Source organism: Lutimaribacter saemankumensis (assembly GCF_900100005.1).
GTDB lineage: Bacteria > Pseudomonadota > Alphaproteobacteria > Rhodobacterales > Rhodobacteraceae > Lutimaribacter > Lutimaribacter saemankumensis.
Map to the genome: position 1 here is coordinate 1 of NZ_FNEB01000007.1, position 17,811 is coordinate 17,811.

The window sequence follows — 17,811 nt, forward strand, 5'->3', positions numbered from 1 at the left end:
AGCCGCTTCAGCTCCTTCAATTGATCTACGCCCATTCCGCCATACTGCTTGCGCCAGCGATAGTACGTCTGTTCAACAACGCCGATCTGTCGGATCGCGTCGAGACGGGACATGCCCTGTCCCATCAGCACCTCAACCTGTCGTAACTTCGAGACAATCTCTTCGGGCTTGGGTCGCCTGTTTGCCATTCTCGGTCCTCCGTTTCCTAAACATAGTGGTGGACCAGTTCAGTTGGGGAGGCTCACATTACTAGAGCAAGAAAGAAGCTCTTGGTCGTTATTATTAATAATGAAGAGATACTTGAAAGGTGCCTCTCTATACTAAGGTGAAAGGCAAGTGCGCTTCACATAATGGACCTTTGGGGTGCTCAGATCGATCAGTGCTCGCCCGCGCCACCCGAGAAAAACACAACCGAAACCCGGCGCCCGATCTCCGGCTCGTGATCCCTGGACACGAGCTCTGCTTCTTCGATTACCTTGGACATTTTTTCATGGACTGCGTCCGCGCCAGGAAGACTGCTTTCGAGCTTCTCTAGGATTGCCTGGATCGCGATGTACCCTTTCGGCAGGTCCTCGTAGGCGAAGCTATCCCGCACCTCTTGCTTGGCTTGCTCCCAGTAGGGGTCGAGCAACCTGCTCCAAGACTCGCAGATCATTTCGATGGCAGGCAAAGACAGGTGCCCGAAGATCTCCCGATCATCGGTGTTCTCGTCCGCTCGTCGGGTCATGAACTCAGCGCACGCCTTCATCAGGCTTTCGACGCGTGCGGGGCGTAAGTCCCATTCTGTAAGCCGTCCAAGCTGGCCAGAGACGGTTTCAAGCGCGCTAGCCAGCTCTACCTCAGTCATCCTCGTCTGTTCCAAGCCGAGGCTCTTGGTCCTCTCGAATGCCGACTCAAGGGTCTTGGCACACGCCAATTGACCCCGCTCCAACAGCAGGCCGGACTGAGAGGGCCGCAGCAGCAGCAAACGCGGAGGGAAGAAGCTGGTCGGCTTGTCGACGCCCTTCAGATGTAGGGCGGTGAAGCTCTCTCTGGCAGACAGAAGCGCCAATTCAGCGCCCCAAGTCCCTTCGATTCTGGCCTTTCTGATGAGACCATAGCGCTCCGGGGAAATCTTCTCCTTGGTCCGAGCGAGAACGTCGTGGAAGTTGTTGGCTCGCATCCGCCTGGTTGACCCGAGGTAGCGCGTGACGCTCTCCAGGATCACCTCGGTGTCCTCGGAGCCAACCTCTTGCACGGCGTCAATCAGCTCTTCCCCTGCGAGCGTCCGATAGTTCTCGATGCGGTTGGTGACCTTCTCGTCTGATGCAAACTGACCAACGGGAACATCGACGAGGTGGTAGTTCACAATCCCGAATTGACTATCTATCCGGTCGATGCGTCCCAACCCTTGGATGAGTTCCTTAAGGTTGGAAGTGATCCCGAGGAGAACAAGCGTGTCGGCTGACTGAAGATTGATACCCTCCGCCATCTTGTAGGTGAGGAAGACCGAGGCAGGTCCGTCTGGTGCGTTCTTGCCTCCAGGGCGGAAGTAGGACTCTACCGACTTGCCATGCGTGATCCGCTTGAAGCCATCCGGACCGCTACCAAAGATGGCCTTCACGGCCCTTTCATCGCCCTTGGTCTGACTGCCAACAACGAAGTTCGTGTGGTGACCGCGGCGGGAAAGCGCCTCAGCGAAGATTTCGAGCGTGTCCGTGCGCTCTGCGAGAAAGACAACTCGATCCTTCTGCTGCTGGATGCGCAGGCAAGCTTCATATCGCTTCTCGTCCAGGTCTCGCAGCGGCTGCGAGTCGAGCTTCCTAGCTAGGGCATCGCACTTTTCAGGGGCCGCCAACGCATCGATGCCAAGCATAGCGAACATGTCAACCTGGCCAGGGTGTGGAGCCGTCCGCTTGTTCCTAGACCCTTGTTCAAATTCGCGCAGCCACTTTCCGATGACCCCATGGGACATCTCCCAGGCTGCCTGCGCTGCACTCACCCGGAGGATGTTCAGCAGGTTGCGGATATGGAGTTGATCTTGGGTACTCTGCTGCGTTTTGACGTGACCGAAGCGGCTCTTCTCGACGGCCGTCACCCTACCGCCGGGTGCGAGTTCATTGCAGAGCGAAACGATTTCATCGAGACGCGCCTTCTGTGGCTTCGTGAGCTGCAGCTTATTGGGCCGTCCGTGATTGGCCAGCTTCGGGTAGCTGTGTTTGGAGCGATCCTCGTCTTCGCCGATGCATCGACGCTGACGGCGTGCCAAGAAAGGCGAAATCAGCTCGGAAAGTTCTGTGCGTGCCTGCCTTGAAAGAGCGGTCTCTGGCTCCGATAGAACAGCATGGGGCGCCTTCTGGTCGAAGATGTCGGGTGAGCTTTGCATCTCACGTTCAAACAACTCGCCCATGGCCTGGATGTAGTCCGGCGTCATGAAGATGGACGCGCGCTTCTCCTGCATATGTGCTAGCCAATCGACGTCGCGATTGCCCAGAAGGGTTGCGGACAAGCAGACGTTCCAGCTGGGTGGCGCGAGCTCGACCGCCGCGGCCATCTGGGACGCCTGTTCGAAGCCAGGCGTCACCGTATGACTTTCGTCGATAATGATCACGCCGAACTGATCGAGCCGCAGACCCGACTTGCTATCGTCGCCGGCCCCTCGCAGGCGCTTCTTTGAAAGACTTGTGTTGGCTATGGCCTCCATGGAGTTCGTCGAATGCTTCACCCAGCTAGGTATGACCTTCGGCGGCGCTATCACCGCCGCGTTCTTTCTGGTGACGCCATGTATGGGGGAGCGCGGAATGACCCGCGAAAAGGTTTCTGAAAGAGCTTCCCCCAAGTGGCATCCGATCTCGGTTTTGCCCGAGCCTGTAGGCGCCTCCACGAAGGCGATGCCGTGATCGTATGTGATCGAGCAGGCCTCGTAGGTCAGCTCCTGCTGGTATTCGTAGAGCGTGTGGCCGGTGATCTCTCGGCGGTCCCCAGTGAGCCAAGGTTCGAAGCCCTTCTGCTCCGAGATCATCCGCGCCATGGCGTCTTCTGCCGTGGCGGGCTTTATCAGCCTATCGAGGATCTCAAGCGCTTCTTCGGTCCAGTCGGCAGAAACCTCCCAAATCTGTTCCGCCGCTTTGGCGCGCTCTAGCTGCAGCTCGTGCGAACCAGTATCGAGACCATCCGCGTACTCGATGTTACTGTAGAGGCCGGAACGCGAAAAGTTCGCTGACCCTGCTACCGCGCCAACCCGCGAACTCACGATTTTGGAATGCATCCGACGATCCCCGCTGATTCCCAAGCGGGTTTGGGCCAGTACAGGGTCAAAAACACGAAGCTCTATTTTGCGTGTCTGGATTGCCCGCTTTGCCAGCACCGCCAGCAGATCGTCGTCATCCTCGATCTGCAGGCCGGACTTCTCCAGCCAATAGAGCTTCATCTCTTCGGTCACTGGCCTCTGCTTTGCCAACCGTCGAGAGTTCGCCGTATCAATACCGAACGATATCCGAATGCGGATGTCAGGGTCTGCGTCAGGGCCTTTGAGCTCCTTGACCTCTCTCATCAAGACGGCGAGCGACGACAGGAAGTCCTGATAGCCGGTCACGATGAGACAGTCGCCAGACGTGATGTGCGGTCGATAGAGGTCGATGACAGGACGGTCGATATTGGTCCCGACCTTCGGCCCAGCCGCGAGGTCAGTCTCGGCCAATCCCGTGGCCTTCGGTTCGTCAATTGTCTGTGGCTTCGAGCGGAGCCAATTCGGGAGCGAAAACAATAGCTAATCCAGCTGTGGCGAGTTTCTCGGAGTATGACTGATGCTTTTATCCCAGGGCAATGAGGCTTTTTGCTGGCGTAGCGTCAGTCCACTATTTTTGTCTCCCCTTGGGCCCAAATGGCTCGCGGGAGAGGGTGGACTGGGAGCGGCCTACAGCTGCAAACGCGAACGGCCCGTGCTTGGGGTGGGGTGGGCCGGGTTTACCCGGTTTGCAGGGTTCGGTGCAGCCAGGCGCGCCGTGCAGCCAGCGGTTAGCATAATGGACCCTATCGGAGTGGAGCAATTGTGTGATCTGCCGACGTTATCCGCAGCAGGAGCCACCCTCCTGGATCGGTGGGCAAGCCACAGTGCCGTACGAGCAAAAAACGCAGCAATCACCCGGTAATGGCTTCAGTACCTCGCCGCATGAAGTGCACTCATAGAACCACTGGCATGCGTCAGTTGGCATAAGCTCTTCCGCTGAGTGCCCGCATTTGGGGCAAGTGATGGTACTGTTCAGTTGGATTTTCACATCGACCATTTTGCTCACACCTGTACGTCCAAGACGACATATCTTGGGTTGCATCGAGAAACATAGCACAAGTGTCTTGATACCCGTTGAGACTTTCCAATTGGCCAAACTCGTAGGCTAATGCCAACCAGTGGCTTCACGGTCCTCCTGTTCGACTTTCCGAGATGTCCCGACGTGCATCACGTACAATGACCCAAGAAGACTGGAGAAACAGTCCTGCAATCGCAAAGGCGACTATCAGATCGGGCCAGGAGGTGCCGGTCAAACCAACCAGGACTGCCGCAACCACAACAGCTGCGTTGCCGATAGCGTCATTGCGCGAAAACAACCATACGGCCCGGACATTCGCATCCCCAGCACGATGTGGGACAAGAACCAGCGCGGCTCCGACGTTCACTGCGAGGGCAACCAGAGCCAGCGCGCCCATGAGCTCAGCTTCGACGGACTGATGTGCGAACACGCGCCAAATGGTGTTTGCGAGGACGCCGAATCCGAGAACACCGAGAAACAGACCTTGTATGAGCGCGGATCGTGCTCGCCAAAGTAGACTCCAACCAATTGCCAGCAAACCAAGGAGTGTGATCAGGCCATCGCCGACAAAATCCAGGGCATCTGCTTTCAATGCCTGTGAACCAGCCAGGAAGCCCCCGATCATTTCGATGACTCCGTAGCCAACGTTCAGGATAATGACGATCCAGAGCGCCCTGCGGTACCCTACGGTCAAATGAGGCTTGGCCTCATCCGATCTCTCCGATGACTCCGACGAAAGCCGATCGAGGTGGTAGCCGGCATTGGAGACGGCAAGTTCGACATCGGCAAGGTGCGCATCACCTGGCGTGACGTCCAGTGTCAGGATTTGCGATGCTGTCGAAATCCTTGGGCTAGTGACGCCAGCCGAGCGCACGGCCTTTTCGACCTTCGCTGCACAGGACGCGCAATCCATGCCTGTTACGCGATATCTTACGGTTTCACCCAGGGGATATCTCCTCTCTGCCAAGCTCAAAATAGACCCTCCTGATGTGGCGGCAATTACCACGAAATGAACCACATAGCTGATCCAAGACGGGTCACTAGGGCGCGCGGTCGGGTGCATGCGCCGTACCCCTAGACTACAGGCGGGCTTCGATCCCCGTTGGTGGGGTGGGGTGACCGCTCCCGGAGTCGGGTGGGGGAAGTGGCCGCGATCCGAAGGTTCGAGCTCACATAATGGAGCCCATCGGCTCCTGGTAGTTAGTACTCTAGGCCTCCGAGGCTCTGAATTTTCGCACTGATAGAGGCAACCTTCACTTGATATGCTTGTGTGACGCGTGCAATGCGACAGCTTTAACGGGCGATCGGGGCGCCCAGCGCGGCCGACATCCGTGCTATGGCTGAAGGCTGCGGCGCGTTCCTGCTGAGGTAGTCGGCGCCTGAATAACCCCACCAGTCCCAGCAACCGTTGGGATTACCCGCAAACCAGCTATTCCAAGGCGAGGGCACAGCAGTGGCCTGAGGGTAGAGTACGACGATGTTGTTCGTCTCAGCCCAGCCGTTAAAGCCGGTGAGGCGCACATAGTCATCGCCGATCGCCTCGCGGCCCTGGTTGCATCCGTGCAGGGAGATGTGCAGACCGCATGTTTCTCGAGCGCGGCAGGCGGAGGGCACGTAGACGAAGGCAACCTCGTCCATCCCCGCCGCACCTTCCAAATAAACTGATTGATCAAACGTAAGGAGGTTCCCGGAAACGGGCGAGACGGGCGGCACAAGTTCGCCGTAGAGCCAGTTGAGAATATCGCCGGCCTGGTCGAAATCGCAGTCGACCAGGTACTCTGGCGATGTGTCCGCGCAGCCCACCGACGCATTTTCTGTGACGAAACCGTGCCCAGCCTCAACAGAGGAGACGTAGTTGATAGCCACTTCGGACACGTCCAGCGCGAGAAAGGTCGCCTCGAGAGCATCCATGCTAGACCGCGCGACTGTCTCGTCCTGCGTTCCGTGGAACATATAGATGCGGTCGGACGCCACTCCCTCTATCCCGTCGATTTCCTCGGCCGAAGCCAAGTCCCGAATGGATTTTATTGAACTATCGGGATCTGGCCCCAAGAAAGCAGGGTCCATGCAGACGTAAAGCGCTTGCCAAACCGAGTTGTCGGCACAGTTGAACGGTCCGCCAGCAACTATCCCGGCACCTTGGATAGATTGTGAAAAGGCGACTTGTAGTTGCACCGCCATGAAGCCGCCGCTGGAAACACCCGAAACCGTTGTCTGGCTGGGATCAAGGTTAAGCGAGGGAAGCGGGTCGGCAGCGGCGCAGTTTGCGCAAGCCGCAATGGCGAAGGATATGCTCGACAGATATCTCAATTCTCATCCAGCCTTTCTCTATAAATGGGGCGACGGGCCGTATCTTGGGATACCGTGTTCTTAAGTTGCCCCTTGACGCTAGGTGGAAGACGGCGAAGCGCTTTCGGGCAGGGCCTGCTCGATGCTGACACTTCTCATGTCGAACTTCAAATGGCGCAACGGAGTGAGCCAGCGTTTTGATGGCCCGGTTCGGATATTCCCGAGCCTAAAGCGGTGGGGCCACGTTCGCGAAGTGGTCGCTCGGGCGTGCCTGAGCCCAAAAGACCTGAGCATCCTCCTCAGATGATCGCTCTGAGCCCCTTTTTTTCTGACCACTGGCGAGCGCCTTATAAACAGCCACTTCTGAAAAACGCATGCGTTGTGGCTCTGAACGCAGGCAGCGTTTGTCAAATTGCGCTACGGCGGTAGAAACCGTCGCTCGCTCTATCGAGCGACGTTCCTTTTTTCGATTGATTTTCGAGACTTGGCCAACGCCTGACGCCATGCAATTTTTCCGACCGCTACCGCATTCATCGGATTGCGTGACAAGCGAGCCATCTCGGCGCGGGCGGCCGCGGCGACCGCAGCAGGTGCTGTGTTCATGTGCCCCGCATTCTGCGGCGGCCGAGGGTCATATTCGAGCATCAACTGAATGCGCTCAGCTGTTTCGCGGCCTGCGATCACTTCAGCCAGGGCGTAGGCCAAGTCTATACCCGCTGACACGCCAGCTGCGGTCCAGATCTTGCCCGCCCGGACTATCCGTTCGTTCGGGCATGGCGTGGCGCCAAAGCGTTTCACAATATCCATCGCCGCCCAATGCGTTGTGGCGCGCTGTCCTTTGAGCAGGCCCGACGCAGCCAGGATCACGGCGCCTGAGCAGACCGACGTTGTGTAGCTTGTATGTCGGTGAACTTTGCGCAGCCAATTCGAAAGAGCGCCGTCAGCCGCTGCCACGCCGGTCTGGGCCTCCGAGCCGGGCACAATCACCACGTCGGGGTCGGGCGTTTCAGCAAAGCTGTGCGTCGCCCCGACGACAAGAATGCCACGGTCCGTTGATACGGGACCCGGAGCATGAGCGACAAAGCGAAGCTCGGCGCCGGGGAGCATCTTCAAAACTTCATAGGGCCCGACCGCGTCAAGCGCGGTAATACCTGGGTATAGGACGATGGCAATTTTCATGCGACGTGCCCCTCGGTGTGATCTCGCGTGATGTCGATGTCCTCGGCACCCGCCTCATCGAGGCAACGGTCTTCGACCTGCAGGGTAACAAGAAGAAAACCGAACTCGTCACGCAACAGGTCGTGTGCCGCCTGCAGGACCTCTCCCGGCTCATGGCCGGTTTCCATCCGTATGTGACCGGAGAATACATGCCTGCCGCTGGTCAGCGCCCAGGCATGAACATGGTGCACGTCGCTGATGCCCTCGAGTTTCTCGAGCGCAGAGGTCACCTCTCGAAGGTTCACATCCTCCGGTGTTCCCTCCATCAGCATGTGAATGGACTCCCTCAAAATTCCCCAGCTTGCCCAAACGAGAACAAACCCGAACGCCATACCAAGCAGCGGGTCGATCAGCAGAAACCCGGTGAACCGGATCACCAGAGCCGTGATGATGATGAGCAGACTGCCGACGAACGTCTGAATGATATGCCAGACGGCACCGCGTGTGTTCAGATCGCTTTTCCCATCTTTCCAAATCAATCCAAGCGAGATGAACTCGGTCACCAGGCCGCCTGCCGCGGCCCAGAGCATTGGACCCGTAGGTAGGTCGATCGGAGCGGATAGTCGCATGGCGGCCATCCCGATCACAAATAATGCCATCGCTAGAAGGAACGCACCATTGATGGCCGCTCCAACGACCTCAGCGCGGTACCAGCCGAAGCTGCGGTCCATGTCGGCGGGACGACGGGCGATCCGGGCCGCCAGAATGGCAACAAGGACGCCGCCAACCGCAGAGAACGTGTGAAACGCGTCGGAGATCACGGCGATGGAGCCGGTCCATAAGCCGATTCCGAGCTCAACGACGAAGTAGATACCGGTCAACCAAGCAGAGATTGTGAGCGCCCGACCTCCGCTGGGCAAATGTCCCGAATGTCCATGTTCCATGTCAGAGTCTTTCTTTTGGATTTTCCAATATTGCCGCAGTCAGTAGGTACGGCATGCTTGGGTTATCTGGGTAACGCCTTTGCTTGACCGACAGCGCCTCGCCGGGGCCTTGGGGGCCGCGATGCGTCCTGACTATCACTCTTCTCCAGATCGGCGATGATTGGGCAATCCGGTCGGTGATCGCCGCTGCAGGAGTCGATCAGCGTCTCAAGCGTTTTCGACATGGCTTCGAGTTCTTCGATTTTGCGGCGCAGGTTGCCCAGGTGGCCCTGTGCGAGTTGCCTGACATCCGCACTGCGACGTGCGTCATCTGTCCAGAGTTCTAGCAACTCGCCGATCACCTCGACCGAAAAACCCAGATCACGGGCGCGGCGCACGAAGCTCAGGAGGTGAACATCCCTCTCGCTGTAATCGCGGTAGCCGGACTCGGTGCGATGGGCAGGTGGGATCAGGCCAGTCTGTTCGTAATACCGGATCATCTTCGCCGAGACGCCAGAGAGTTTAGCCGCTTCACCGATGTTCATGTCCGTGCCTCCTCGTGCAGTTTAAGAACGTCCGCGATCCTCAGTTTCTGGTCGGCGAAGGTTCCATAGGTGAACCAGTCTCCGATCACGGTGATCGGCGCGACGCGCACGCCGTACCGCGCTTTCGCCTCTTCCATGATCTCGGGATCGCTTAGATCGCGTTCCTCGAACGCGACGCCCGCCTGTTGAAGCCACGACTTGAGTTGGCGGCAGTCGGGACAGGTCGGGGTGGTGTAGATGATGACGTCGCCGGTGTTCCTGGTTTGCGGATTCATTGATCAATTCCTTCTGTCTGTTTTGGCGAGGGCCCAGGCCCTGAACGGCCCGGGCACGCGTGGTCATTCCGCCGGGATTGCCGCCGGTGTGCGAACCGGGTGGCTTGCCGGGATATCCGTTGGTGACGGCGCTGCGAACCGCTTAAGCCGCAGCGCGTTGCCAAGAACGAAGACGCTGGAAAGCGCCATGGCCCCGGCGGCGAAGACCGGCGACAACAGGATGCCGAAAGCCGGATAGAGGACGCCTGCCGCCACCGGGATCAGCGCCGTGTTGTAGGCGAAGGCCCAGAACAAGTTCTGCCGAATGTTCCCGATGGTCGCCTGGCTGAGCGCGATCGCGTTGGGGATGCCCTTGAGGCTGCCCGACATCAGCACCACGTCTGCCGCCTCGATGGCCACATCCGTGCCGGTGCCGATGGCAAGGCCCACATCGGCCTCCGCCAGCGCCGGCGCGTCGTTGATGCCGTCGCCCACGTAGGCCAGCCGTCCCAGGGCCTTCAGGCGCTTCACGGCGTCGACCTTGCCGTCGGGCAGGACCTCGGCCACGACCTCGTCGATGCCGAGCCGCCGGGCGATGGCCTGTGCCGTGCGGGCGTTGTCGCCGGTGATCATCGCGACCTTCAGGCCGAGGGCATGCAGGGCGGCGATGGCCTTGGGCGTCGATGCCTTGATCGGGTCGGCTACGGCGATGATGGCCGCAAGTTTGCCGTCGATGGCGGCGTAAAGCGGTGACTTGCCCTCGTCGCCCAGGCGCTCCGCCGTCTCGGCGAAGGCCGCGGTGTCGAGGCCCAGTTTCTGCATGAAGCGGTCGGCCCCGATCTGGACGCGCTGACCGCCGACGGTGGCTTCCACGCCGTAGCCCGTCGCCGAGGCGAAGCCCTCGATGGACGGACGTTCGAGCCCCTCGGCCTCTGCCGCCTCGACGATCGCCCGGGCAATCGGGTGCTCGGAGCGTGCCTCGACGGCAGCCACGCGGGCCAGAACCTCGGCGCGATCGAAGCCTTCGGCAAGGTCGAGATCGGTCAGGGCAGGCTTGCCCTCGGTCAGCGTCCCGGTCTTGTCGAGCGCGACCACGCGGGTCTCCTTCAGAAGCTGCAGCGCCTCGCCCTTACGGAACAGCACGCCCATCTCGGCCCCCCGGCCCGTACCCACCATGATCGAGGTCGGTGTCGCGAGGCCCATGGCACAGGGGCATGCGATGATCAGAACCGCGACCGCATTGACGAGGCCGAAGGTGAGCGCCGGATCGGGCCCCCAGATCAGCCAGACGCCGAAGGTCAGCGCCGCCAGCGTCATCACCGCCGGGACGAACCACATGGTCACGCGGTCGACCAGCGCCTGGATCGGTAGCTTGGAGCCCTGCGCCGCCTCCACCATGCGGATGATCTGCGACAGCATCGTGTCGCCGCCCACCGCCGTCGCGCGGAAGGTCAGCGCGCCGTTCTGGTTAATGGTGCCACCGACAACCTCCGCGCCGGCACTCTTTGCAACCGGGACCGGCTCACCGGTGATCATCGACTCGTCGACATAGCTCTCGCCGTCGACGACCTCGCCATCGACCGGCAGGCGGTCACCGGGGCGCACCTCGACGATGTCACCAGGAGCGACCTCGGCCGCCGGGATTTCCACAACTGATCCATCGCGGCGCACGCGCGCGGTCTTGGCCTGAAGTCCGACCAGCCGCTTGATGGCCTCAGAGGTGCGACCCCTGGCGCGCGCCTCCAGATACCGGCCCAGCAGGATGAGCGTGACGATTACCGCTGCGGCCTCGTAGTAGACGTTGACTGTGCCCTCGGGCAGCACGCCCGGCGCGAAGGTTGCCACGACGGAATAGAGATAGGCCGCGAGCGTGCCGACTGCGACGAGGCTGTTCATGTCGGGTGCGCCGCGCATGAGCGCTGGAATGCCCTTGGCGTAGAAACGCATCCCCGGCACGGCGAGCACGAACGTAGTCAGCGCGAACTGCAGAAGCCAGCTCGTTCCGTGCCCGATCGTCGAGCCGATCAGCGCATGCATCCCGGGGATGACATGGCTGCCCATCTCCAGCACGAAGACCGGCAAGGCGAAGGCAGCCGCCAGCCCGAGATCGCGCTTCAGAAGCGCCTGCTCGGCATCCTTGCGGGCAGCTTTGGCCTCGTCCTCGCCGGAATCTTGGGCGACTTCACGCGCGGTGTAGCCGGTCTCGGCCACGGCGGCGATCAGTGCGGCGACATCGGCGGTGCCCTTCACCGTCGCCTGCTCTTTCGCTAGGTTCACGTTGGCAGAAGTGACACCAGGAACGGCCTGAAGCGCGCGCTCTACCCGGCCAACGCAAGATGCGCAGGTCATGCCATCGATGGAAAGTTCGGTTATCTTACCAGGAACGGCGTAGCCCGTAGCTTCGACTGCGTGGATCAGGTCAGTCCGGACAGAAGGGTCTGAGACCTGGACCTCGGCACGCTCTGTTGCGAGGTTGACGCTCGCGGACAATGCGCCCGGCACCGCTAGCAAGGCCTTCTCGACCCGGCCCACGCAAGAGGCACAGGTCATGCCTTCGATCGGAATTTGTATCGTCTCGGCCGTGAGCCGAGTGGTGTCTGTGTGAGCATTCATAGCTTATTCCTCTCGTCTTCGAATCAGTGCTCACGGGCCGAGATAAGGGTTCCAACGATTGGAAGGTCAAGCGTGAGAGGGAATTTTCTGCACTAATTGGCGTTTGCGTCTCCTACAGCTTGGTGAATTGAGCTTTACAAAGGCGGACATCTTACAAATGAAAGACACATCCGATTGCTTTACGGCTTCTCGAGCGCTGGGTTGGCGGCATCAAGGAAATAGATTTATCTAAATCTTATCAGAAGGTAGCGTGCAAAAAGCCGTGAGGTTAGCCAAGGGATCGGGGATGTCCCAATAGCGTGATGAACGACAGCTCTGCGGATACTGAAGGCTTTTCATGCCGTCGCCAGAAGCGCTGCCTCAGCAAGTCCTGTGATCTGGCTTTCATAATCTAATTGCGACCAGCCACAGTCGCGAACCAAGTGTTCCCAGTTTTCAACCGACAAAAGCGTCCAAAGCAGATCGGTTGCGGCTTCCTCATTCAGATCCTCTCTTAGCACCTTGTCCGCTGCCAAAGCCTGAACTGCGGCGGCGCACCCATGCCGGACCGCTTGCATCCGGTCATCCCATGCTGCTGCGGCCTCCGCATCACTGTCTCGCATGGCGCGAAGTGCGACGGACATGCCGTGGATTTCGGGAATGTAGCCGCCCCATGCGCTGATGAAGGCCACAAGCCGTTCCCTGCCAGAAGTTGCAGCCCTGCTGTTGGCCAGTCGCGCATCCACGTCCTTGACGGAATCAATATGACGAGTCGCGGCCACAAGTAGCTCTGCCCGCGTCGGAAAATGCAGGTATAGCGCCTGGCGAGTGATGCCCGCCGCTTTGGCGATATCGGACATGCGAACCTTTTTATCACCGGATTCCAATAGGTTCCACGTGCAATCGAGGATACGGGCGCGGGTATCGGATGAATTTCTTGACATCGTGTCAATTTACCCTTTATTGACACCATGTCAACTTTACACCGTGTCAAGTAAATGGCCGGTATCAACCTCGAAAGGAGAATCCAAATGAAAGTCATCGTATTTGGCGCCACAGGGACCGTTGGACGTCTCGCTGTCAAAAGCCTGCTGAAGGCTGGCCACACTGTCACGGCCTTTGCCCGTTCGCCCCAGAGACTGAACCTGAACGACCCCAAGCTGCGCCTCGTCGCTGGCGACGCGATGAAGCTCTCTGACGTGACAGACGCGGTCGCAGGGCATGAGGCGGTCGTCGTGACCCTTGGCGCAGGGATGTCGCGCAAGAGCAAAATTCGTTCGCAAGGTACGATGAACGTCATCAAGGCTATGCAGACCCATGGGGTCCGTCGTCTGATTGCGCAATCGACTTTGGGTGCTCGCGATAGCTGGCCCACGCTGAACTTCTGGTGGAAGCGCGTGATGTTCGGCGCCCTGCTGGCCCCTGTTTTCCGCGATCACGAGTTGCAGGAGCAATTGGTCGAGGCGAGTGGCCTGGACTGGACCATTGTCCGCCCTGGTGCCTTCACCGACAAGGCCACCGTACGCCCGGCGATTGAGGATGTACCGAATACGGCACGTGGCCTTGATCTGAAGATCGCCCGCAGTGAGTTGGCCCGTTTCCTGACAAGCCAGCTGTCCGATCGTCAGTACATCGGCCGCGCCGTTGGTCTGTCGAGCTGAGGAGCAAGAACCATGGAATGGATATTGATGATCGCTGGACTTGCCGTGGCGCTGGTTGCCGGGGTGTTCCTTGGCTTTTCCGACTTCATCATGCGGGGGCTGGCACAGGCCCCTGCAAACCAAGGGGCGGCAGGCATGGTGGGGCTGAACCGAACGGTCTATCGGTCGGTCTTTATGGTGCTGCTTATTGGGTTAGCGCCAGTGTCAGGATTTCTCGGTCTCTTGGCGCTCTGGCAGTTTGAAGGCGCGGCACGCGCGCTGACTTTGGCAGGAGTTGTTGCCTATCTGATCGGTGTATTTGCAGTGACCGGCATGGGCAATGTCCCGATGAATACGCGCCTCGAAGCAATGGACGGTCAGACACGCGAAACCGCAAGTTACTGGCCGCGCTATGCACAGAGATGGACTCGGCTGAACCACGCAAGAACCGTCTCTTCGGCGCTAGCGGCACTTTGCTGGCTGACAGCCGCACAGATTGTCTGAGACAGGCGGATAGGAGGCGGTCCTATTCGATGGGTCTTCTCGCAAAGCGGTCACTCGGCTGTGGCTCAAAAAAGATCAAATTGGCTCGCCATCGGCCCTGGACCGAGGGGGCTTGCCCTGTCGGCGGTTCGAAACCCGTTGATGGGGTGGGGTACCCAGGGTTTGCTGTGTTTACGGGGTTTGATTTGGCAACGGCGTAATGCCGTCGAGCGCAAAGCGCCGTTAGTAGGGGATTAGTAGGGAATGTACGTCAAACGTTCTCTGGCCTGGTCCGACACCGTCCAAGAAGCCTCTTGAAAATAGACAAGCAATCATAGGGGGTTATCCGGTACTAGGCTGTGCTATCGGGCTGCGTCCAAAACATGGACGGCAAAATTCGTAATGATGGGGTCGGGGGTTCGAGTCCCTTCAGCGGCACCACTATCCAAAAAGTCTGGTCTGGTCTTTCCGTTTCACTTTGATGCGGGTCAAGGCGGATGGTGATGTTTGTGGCATGATATGCTGCAATGACGCGCGACATCGACACTTCTGCCACTTCGAACGGGTCCGCCGAAACGGTGTTTCGGACGCGCGGCCTGACCAAGGTATATGGTGGGAACGGGACGGCCGAGGTTCGTGCGCTTGACGGGGTTGATCTGGACCTGCCGGAAGGCGAGCTTGTCGTTCTTCTGGGTCCATCGGGCAGCGGGAAATCCACCCTTCTCAACATCATCGGCGGGCTGGATCATGCGACTTCGGGGCAGGCGTGGTTTCGCGACCGCGAACTGACCAAGATGACCGACCGCCAACTGACGCGCTACCGCCGTGATCACGTTGGATTCGTTTTCCAGTTCTACAACCTGGTGGCCAGCCTGACCGCGCGCGAGAACGTGGCGCTTGTCACGGATGTCGCCGCCGACCCGATGGACCCGGACGAGGCGCTGGACCTTGTCGGGCTGTCCGGCCGGATGGATCATTTCCCCGCGCAGTTGTCGGGTGGCGAACAGCAGCGTGTCGCGATTGCCCGTGCCATCGCCAAGCGGCCCGGCGTCCTTTTGTGCGACGAACCGACCGGTGCGCTCGACAGCAAGACGGGCACCGCCGTTCTGGCCGCCCTCGAACAGGTCAATGCGCGGTTCGGAACTACGACGCTTGTCATCACGCATAATGCAGGCATTCGAAAGATGGCGCACCGCGTGATCCGTTTCCACGATGGCCGGGTCGCCGAGATTGAACAGAACGCCCACCGGGTTTCCGCATCGGAGATCGAATGGTGATGTTGCACGCGCTGGACAGAAAACTTCTGAGGGATCTGTGGCGACTCAAGGCGCAGTCACTGGCGATTGCGCTGGTTCTGGCCTGCGGCGTGGCGATCTTTCTGACCGGGCTTGGCATGGTGCGTGCGCTTGAGGCGACCCTGGAGGATTACTATAGCCGCCAGAACTTTGCCCATGTGTTCGCGAGTGTGCGAAGGGCGCCTCTTTCCGTGGTGCAGGATGTTGCCGAGATCGACGGTGTTCAGACGGTTGAGGCGCGTGTTGCGGGTTGGGTTGTCCTGGATCTGCCCGGCCGCGCGGCGCCGGCCTCGGGTCGGGTGCTTTCCCTGCCGGAAAACGGGCCGCTTCTGAACGTGCCATTGCTGGTCGATGGACGTCTTCCCGATCCTGACGCGGCTACCGAGGTTGCGGTCACAGACCGGTTTGCCCGTGCCAACGGCTTTTCGCTGGGCGATCGTTTTTCCGCAATCGCGGATGGGACGCGGCTTGATCTGCAAATCACCGGCACCCTGCGCAGCCCGGAATTCATCTATACGTTGCCGCCGGGTGGCTTGATGCCAGACGATGCGGGGTTCGGCATCATCTGGATGCCCGAGCGTGCGGCGGCGGCCACGTTCGGGCTGACTGGCGCGTTCAACGACCTGTCCGTAAAGCTGCGTCGTGATGCGCGCCTCGCCGAGGTGATCGACCGCGTCGATGCGATCCTTGCGCCCTGGGGTGGAACGGGTGCGCATGACCGTGAGACGCAGGTCAGCCACTCCTTTATACAGGCCGAATTGAATCAGCTGCGTAGCATGTCGGCGGTTTTGCCGCCGATCTTTTTCGGTATCGCGGCCTTTCTGGTCAACATGGTGCTTGGACGGATCGTTGCGCTTGAACGTGCCGAGATCGGGCTGCTCAAGGCGCTTGGATACCGGGATAGCGAAATCGCCCTGCATTATCTGATGCTGGCGGTCTTGGTGGCCGCGATCGGCATCGGGATCGGTTGGGGCGCGGGTGCCTGGCTGTCCACCGGGATGTCGCGCCTTTATGCGCGATTCTTCGATTTTCCGTGGCTGGTGCAGCCGCATGACCTCGATGTTTATGCCTTGGCGGGTCTGATCGGCCTGATCTCTGCCGGCGTTGGGGCATTGCGCGCAGCATGGGTTGCGGCACGTCTGGCGCCGGCTGTCGCCATGGCGCCGCCGGCACCGCCAAGCTTTCGACGCGGGCACATGGACAGGTTGGCCAGGTGGCTCCGCCTTCCACAAACCGCGATGATGGTTTTGCGCGGCATTTTGCGGTGGCCGGTTCGTGCGGCGTTCACGGCATTGGGCCTTTCGCTGGGCGTGTCGATACTGGTGGCGTCGAACTTCATGCTGGATTCGCTGGATGCGGTCATCGACACCGCGTTCTTCAAATCGAACCGCCAGCACGCCACTCTTGTCCTGGCGCAAGAGGCTGGGTTGGATGCCGTGACCGATGCGCGCCATTTGCCGGGCGTTCTGGCCGTAGAGCCGCAATTCGATCTGCCCGTAACACTGCATCACGGTTCCCGGTCCAAGAAACTGGCGATTACCGCGCGGATGCCCGGTGGCGATCTGGCGCGCACGCTGGATGTAGGCAACCGCCATGTCCCCCTGCCGGAAAAGGGGATCATGCTGTCGGAGCAGCTGGCCGCGCACCTGGGTGTCGCACCTGGCGACACCGTGCTGGTCGAGCTGTCAGGAACGCGCAGCGGTGAGTTCCACCTGCCAGTGGCCGCCGTGACCCGCCAGTATATCGGGATCGGCGCCTATATGCAGATGGACGCCTTGGCCGAACGCCTGCGCGAGGGGCCGCGCGTGACCGCGCTGAACCTGTGGATCGACAGGGCGCACTTGTCCGAACTGCAGGCCGCGTTAAAGGAAATGCCAATGCTGGCGACCGCCGTGATGCTGACCGATGTCCGTGAAAGTTTCCAGGACACCATCAGCGAAAACGTGCGGATCAATACCGTGCTGTTCATCACGATATCCGTGCTGATCACTGTCGGAGTTGCCTATAACGGCGCGCGCATACAGCTGTCGGAACGTGCCCGGGAGCTGGCCAGCCTGCGCATCCTTGGCTTTACCAGAGCCGAAGTGTCGTCGATCCTTTTGGGTGAAACGGCCATTCTGGCGCTGTTGGCGCAGCCCCTTGGCTGGGCCATTGGCGCGTGGATATCCTGGGCGATGATGGCAGGGTTCGACAGTGATCTGTACAGGATTCCGCTGGTGCTGACGCCGGCGAACTTCGCCAATGCCAGCCTGATCACCCTTGCCGCGGTAACGGCGGCAGCCTTGCTTGTCCGGCGCAGACTCGACCGTGCCGACCTTGTCGCCGTTTTGAAAACACGGGAGTAAA

Annotated in this window: 15 protein-coding genes; 4 read left to right on the plus strand and 11 right to left on the minus strand. The window is 59.9% G+C overall.

The features are described 5' to 3' along the window. The 11 genes from BLT50_RS13155 to BLT50_RS13205 all read right to left on the minus strand — a co-directional run. Positions 1–188, minus strand: a 188-nt coding sequence (locus BLT50_RS13155) for a transposase (RefSeq protein WP_139170485.1), incomplete at its 3' end; no start/stop codon positions are given. Between the two features lie 188 nt (positions 189–376). Then, the gene (locus tag BLT50_RS13160) at positions 377–3,679 is read right to left on the minus strand and encodes a DEAD/DEAH box helicase family protein (protein ID WP_245723386.1); all 3,303 of its coding nucleotides are present in this window, start codon (positions 3,677–3,679) and stop codon (positions 377–379) included. Between the two features lie 367 nt (positions 3,680–4,046). After that, complete coding sequence (locus tag BLT50_RS19580; RefSeq protein ID WP_483869205.1) at positions 4,047–4,310, minus strand: GDCCVxC domain-containing (seleno)protein; 264 nt, start codon at positions 4,308–4,310, stop codon at positions 4,047–4,049. 82 nt (positions 4,311–4,392) lie between these two features. Continuing rightward, entirely contained in the window at positions 4,393–5,349 is a 957-nt protein-coding gene (locus BLT50_RS13170; RefSeq protein ID WP_281241653.1) for a cation efflux transmembrane domain-containing protein, read from the minus strand. 230 nt (positions 5,350–5,579) lie between these two features. After that, complete coding sequence (locus tag BLT50_RS13175; RefSeq protein ID WP_245723387.1) at positions 5,580–6,596, minus strand: extracellular catalytic domain type 2 short-chain-length polyhydroxyalkanoate depolymerase; 1,017 nt, start codon at positions 6,594–6,596, stop codon at positions 5,580–5,582. Positions 6,597–7,019: 423 nt separating this feature from the next. Continuing rightward, positions 7,020–7,754, minus strand: coding sequence for a DJ-1/PfpI family protein (locus tag BLT50_RS13180; protein WP_090029177.1), 735 nt, complete (start codon positions 7,752–7,754; stop codon positions 7,020–7,022). Next, positions 7,751–8,614 carry a cation diffusion facilitator family transporter gene (locus BLT50_RS13185; protein WP_425433960.1) on the minus strand — a complete coding sequence of 288 codons (864 nt, stop codon included), beginning with the start codon at positions 8,612–8,614 and terminating at the stop codon, positions 7,751–7,753. The genes BLT50_RS13180 and BLT50_RS13185 overlap by 4 nt, the downstream gene beginning before the upstream one ends. 125 nt (positions 8,615–8,739) lie before the next feature. Then, a complete protein-coding gene (gene cueR / locus BLT50_RS13190) occupies positions 8,740–9,201 on the minus strand; it encodes a Cu(I)-responsive transcriptional regulator (protein WP_090029179.1) in 462 nt (153 codons plus the stop codon). Further along, entirely contained in the window at positions 9,198–9,476 is a 279-nt protein-coding gene (locus BLT50_RS13195; RefSeq protein WP_090029180.1) for a glutaredoxin family protein, read from the minus strand. The genes cueR and BLT50_RS13195 overlap by 4 nt, the downstream gene beginning before the upstream one ends. 63 nt (positions 9,477–9,539) lie before the next feature. Then, positions 9,540–12,068, minus strand: coding sequence for a heavy metal translocating P-type ATPase (locus tag BLT50_RS13200; protein WP_090029181.1), 2,529 nt, complete (start codon positions 12,066–12,068; stop codon positions 9,540–9,542). A gap of 335 nt (positions 12,069–12,403) precedes the next feature. Beyond that, the gene (locus BLT50_RS13205; protein WP_090029182.1) at positions 12,404–12,991 is read right to left on the minus strand and encodes a TetR/AcrR family transcriptional regulator; all 588 of its coding nucleotides are present in this window, start codon (positions 12,989–12,991) and stop codon (positions 12,404–12,406) included. Between the two features lie 54 nt (positions 12,992–13,045). Between BLT50_RS13205 and BLT50_RS13210 the strand changes: the two genes are divergently transcribed. From BLT50_RS13210 to BLT50_RS13230, 4 genes are all read left to right on the plus strand, one after another. Further along, a complete protein-coding gene (locus tag BLT50_RS13210; RefSeq protein ID WP_245723389.1) occupies positions 13,046–13,708 on the plus strand; it encodes an NAD(P)-dependent oxidoreductase in 663 nt (220 codons plus the stop codon). A 12-nt stretch (positions 13,709–13,720) separates the two neighbouring features. Continuing rightward, positions 13,721–14,191: an anthrone oxygenase family protein gene (locus BLT50_RS13215; RefSeq protein WP_090029183.1), complete on the plus strand. Its 471-nt coding sequence runs from the start codon at positions 13,721–13,723 to the stop codon at positions 14,189–14,191. A gap of 506 nt (positions 14,192–14,697) precedes the next feature. After that, positions 14,698–15,447 (plus strand): ABC transporter ATP-binding protein, encoded by a 750-nt coding sequence (locus tag BLT50_RS13225; protein ID WP_090029184.1) that lies wholly within the window; start codon positions 14,698–14,700, stop codon positions 15,445–15,447. Then, positions 15,441–17,810 (plus strand): ABC transporter permease, encoded by a 2,370-nt coding sequence (locus BLT50_RS13230; protein ID WP_090029185.1) that lies wholly within the window; start codon positions 15,441–15,443, stop codon positions 17,808–17,810. The genes BLT50_RS13225 and BLT50_RS13230 overlap by 7 nt, the downstream gene beginning before the upstream one ends. Position 17,811 lies beyond the last annotated feature (1 nt).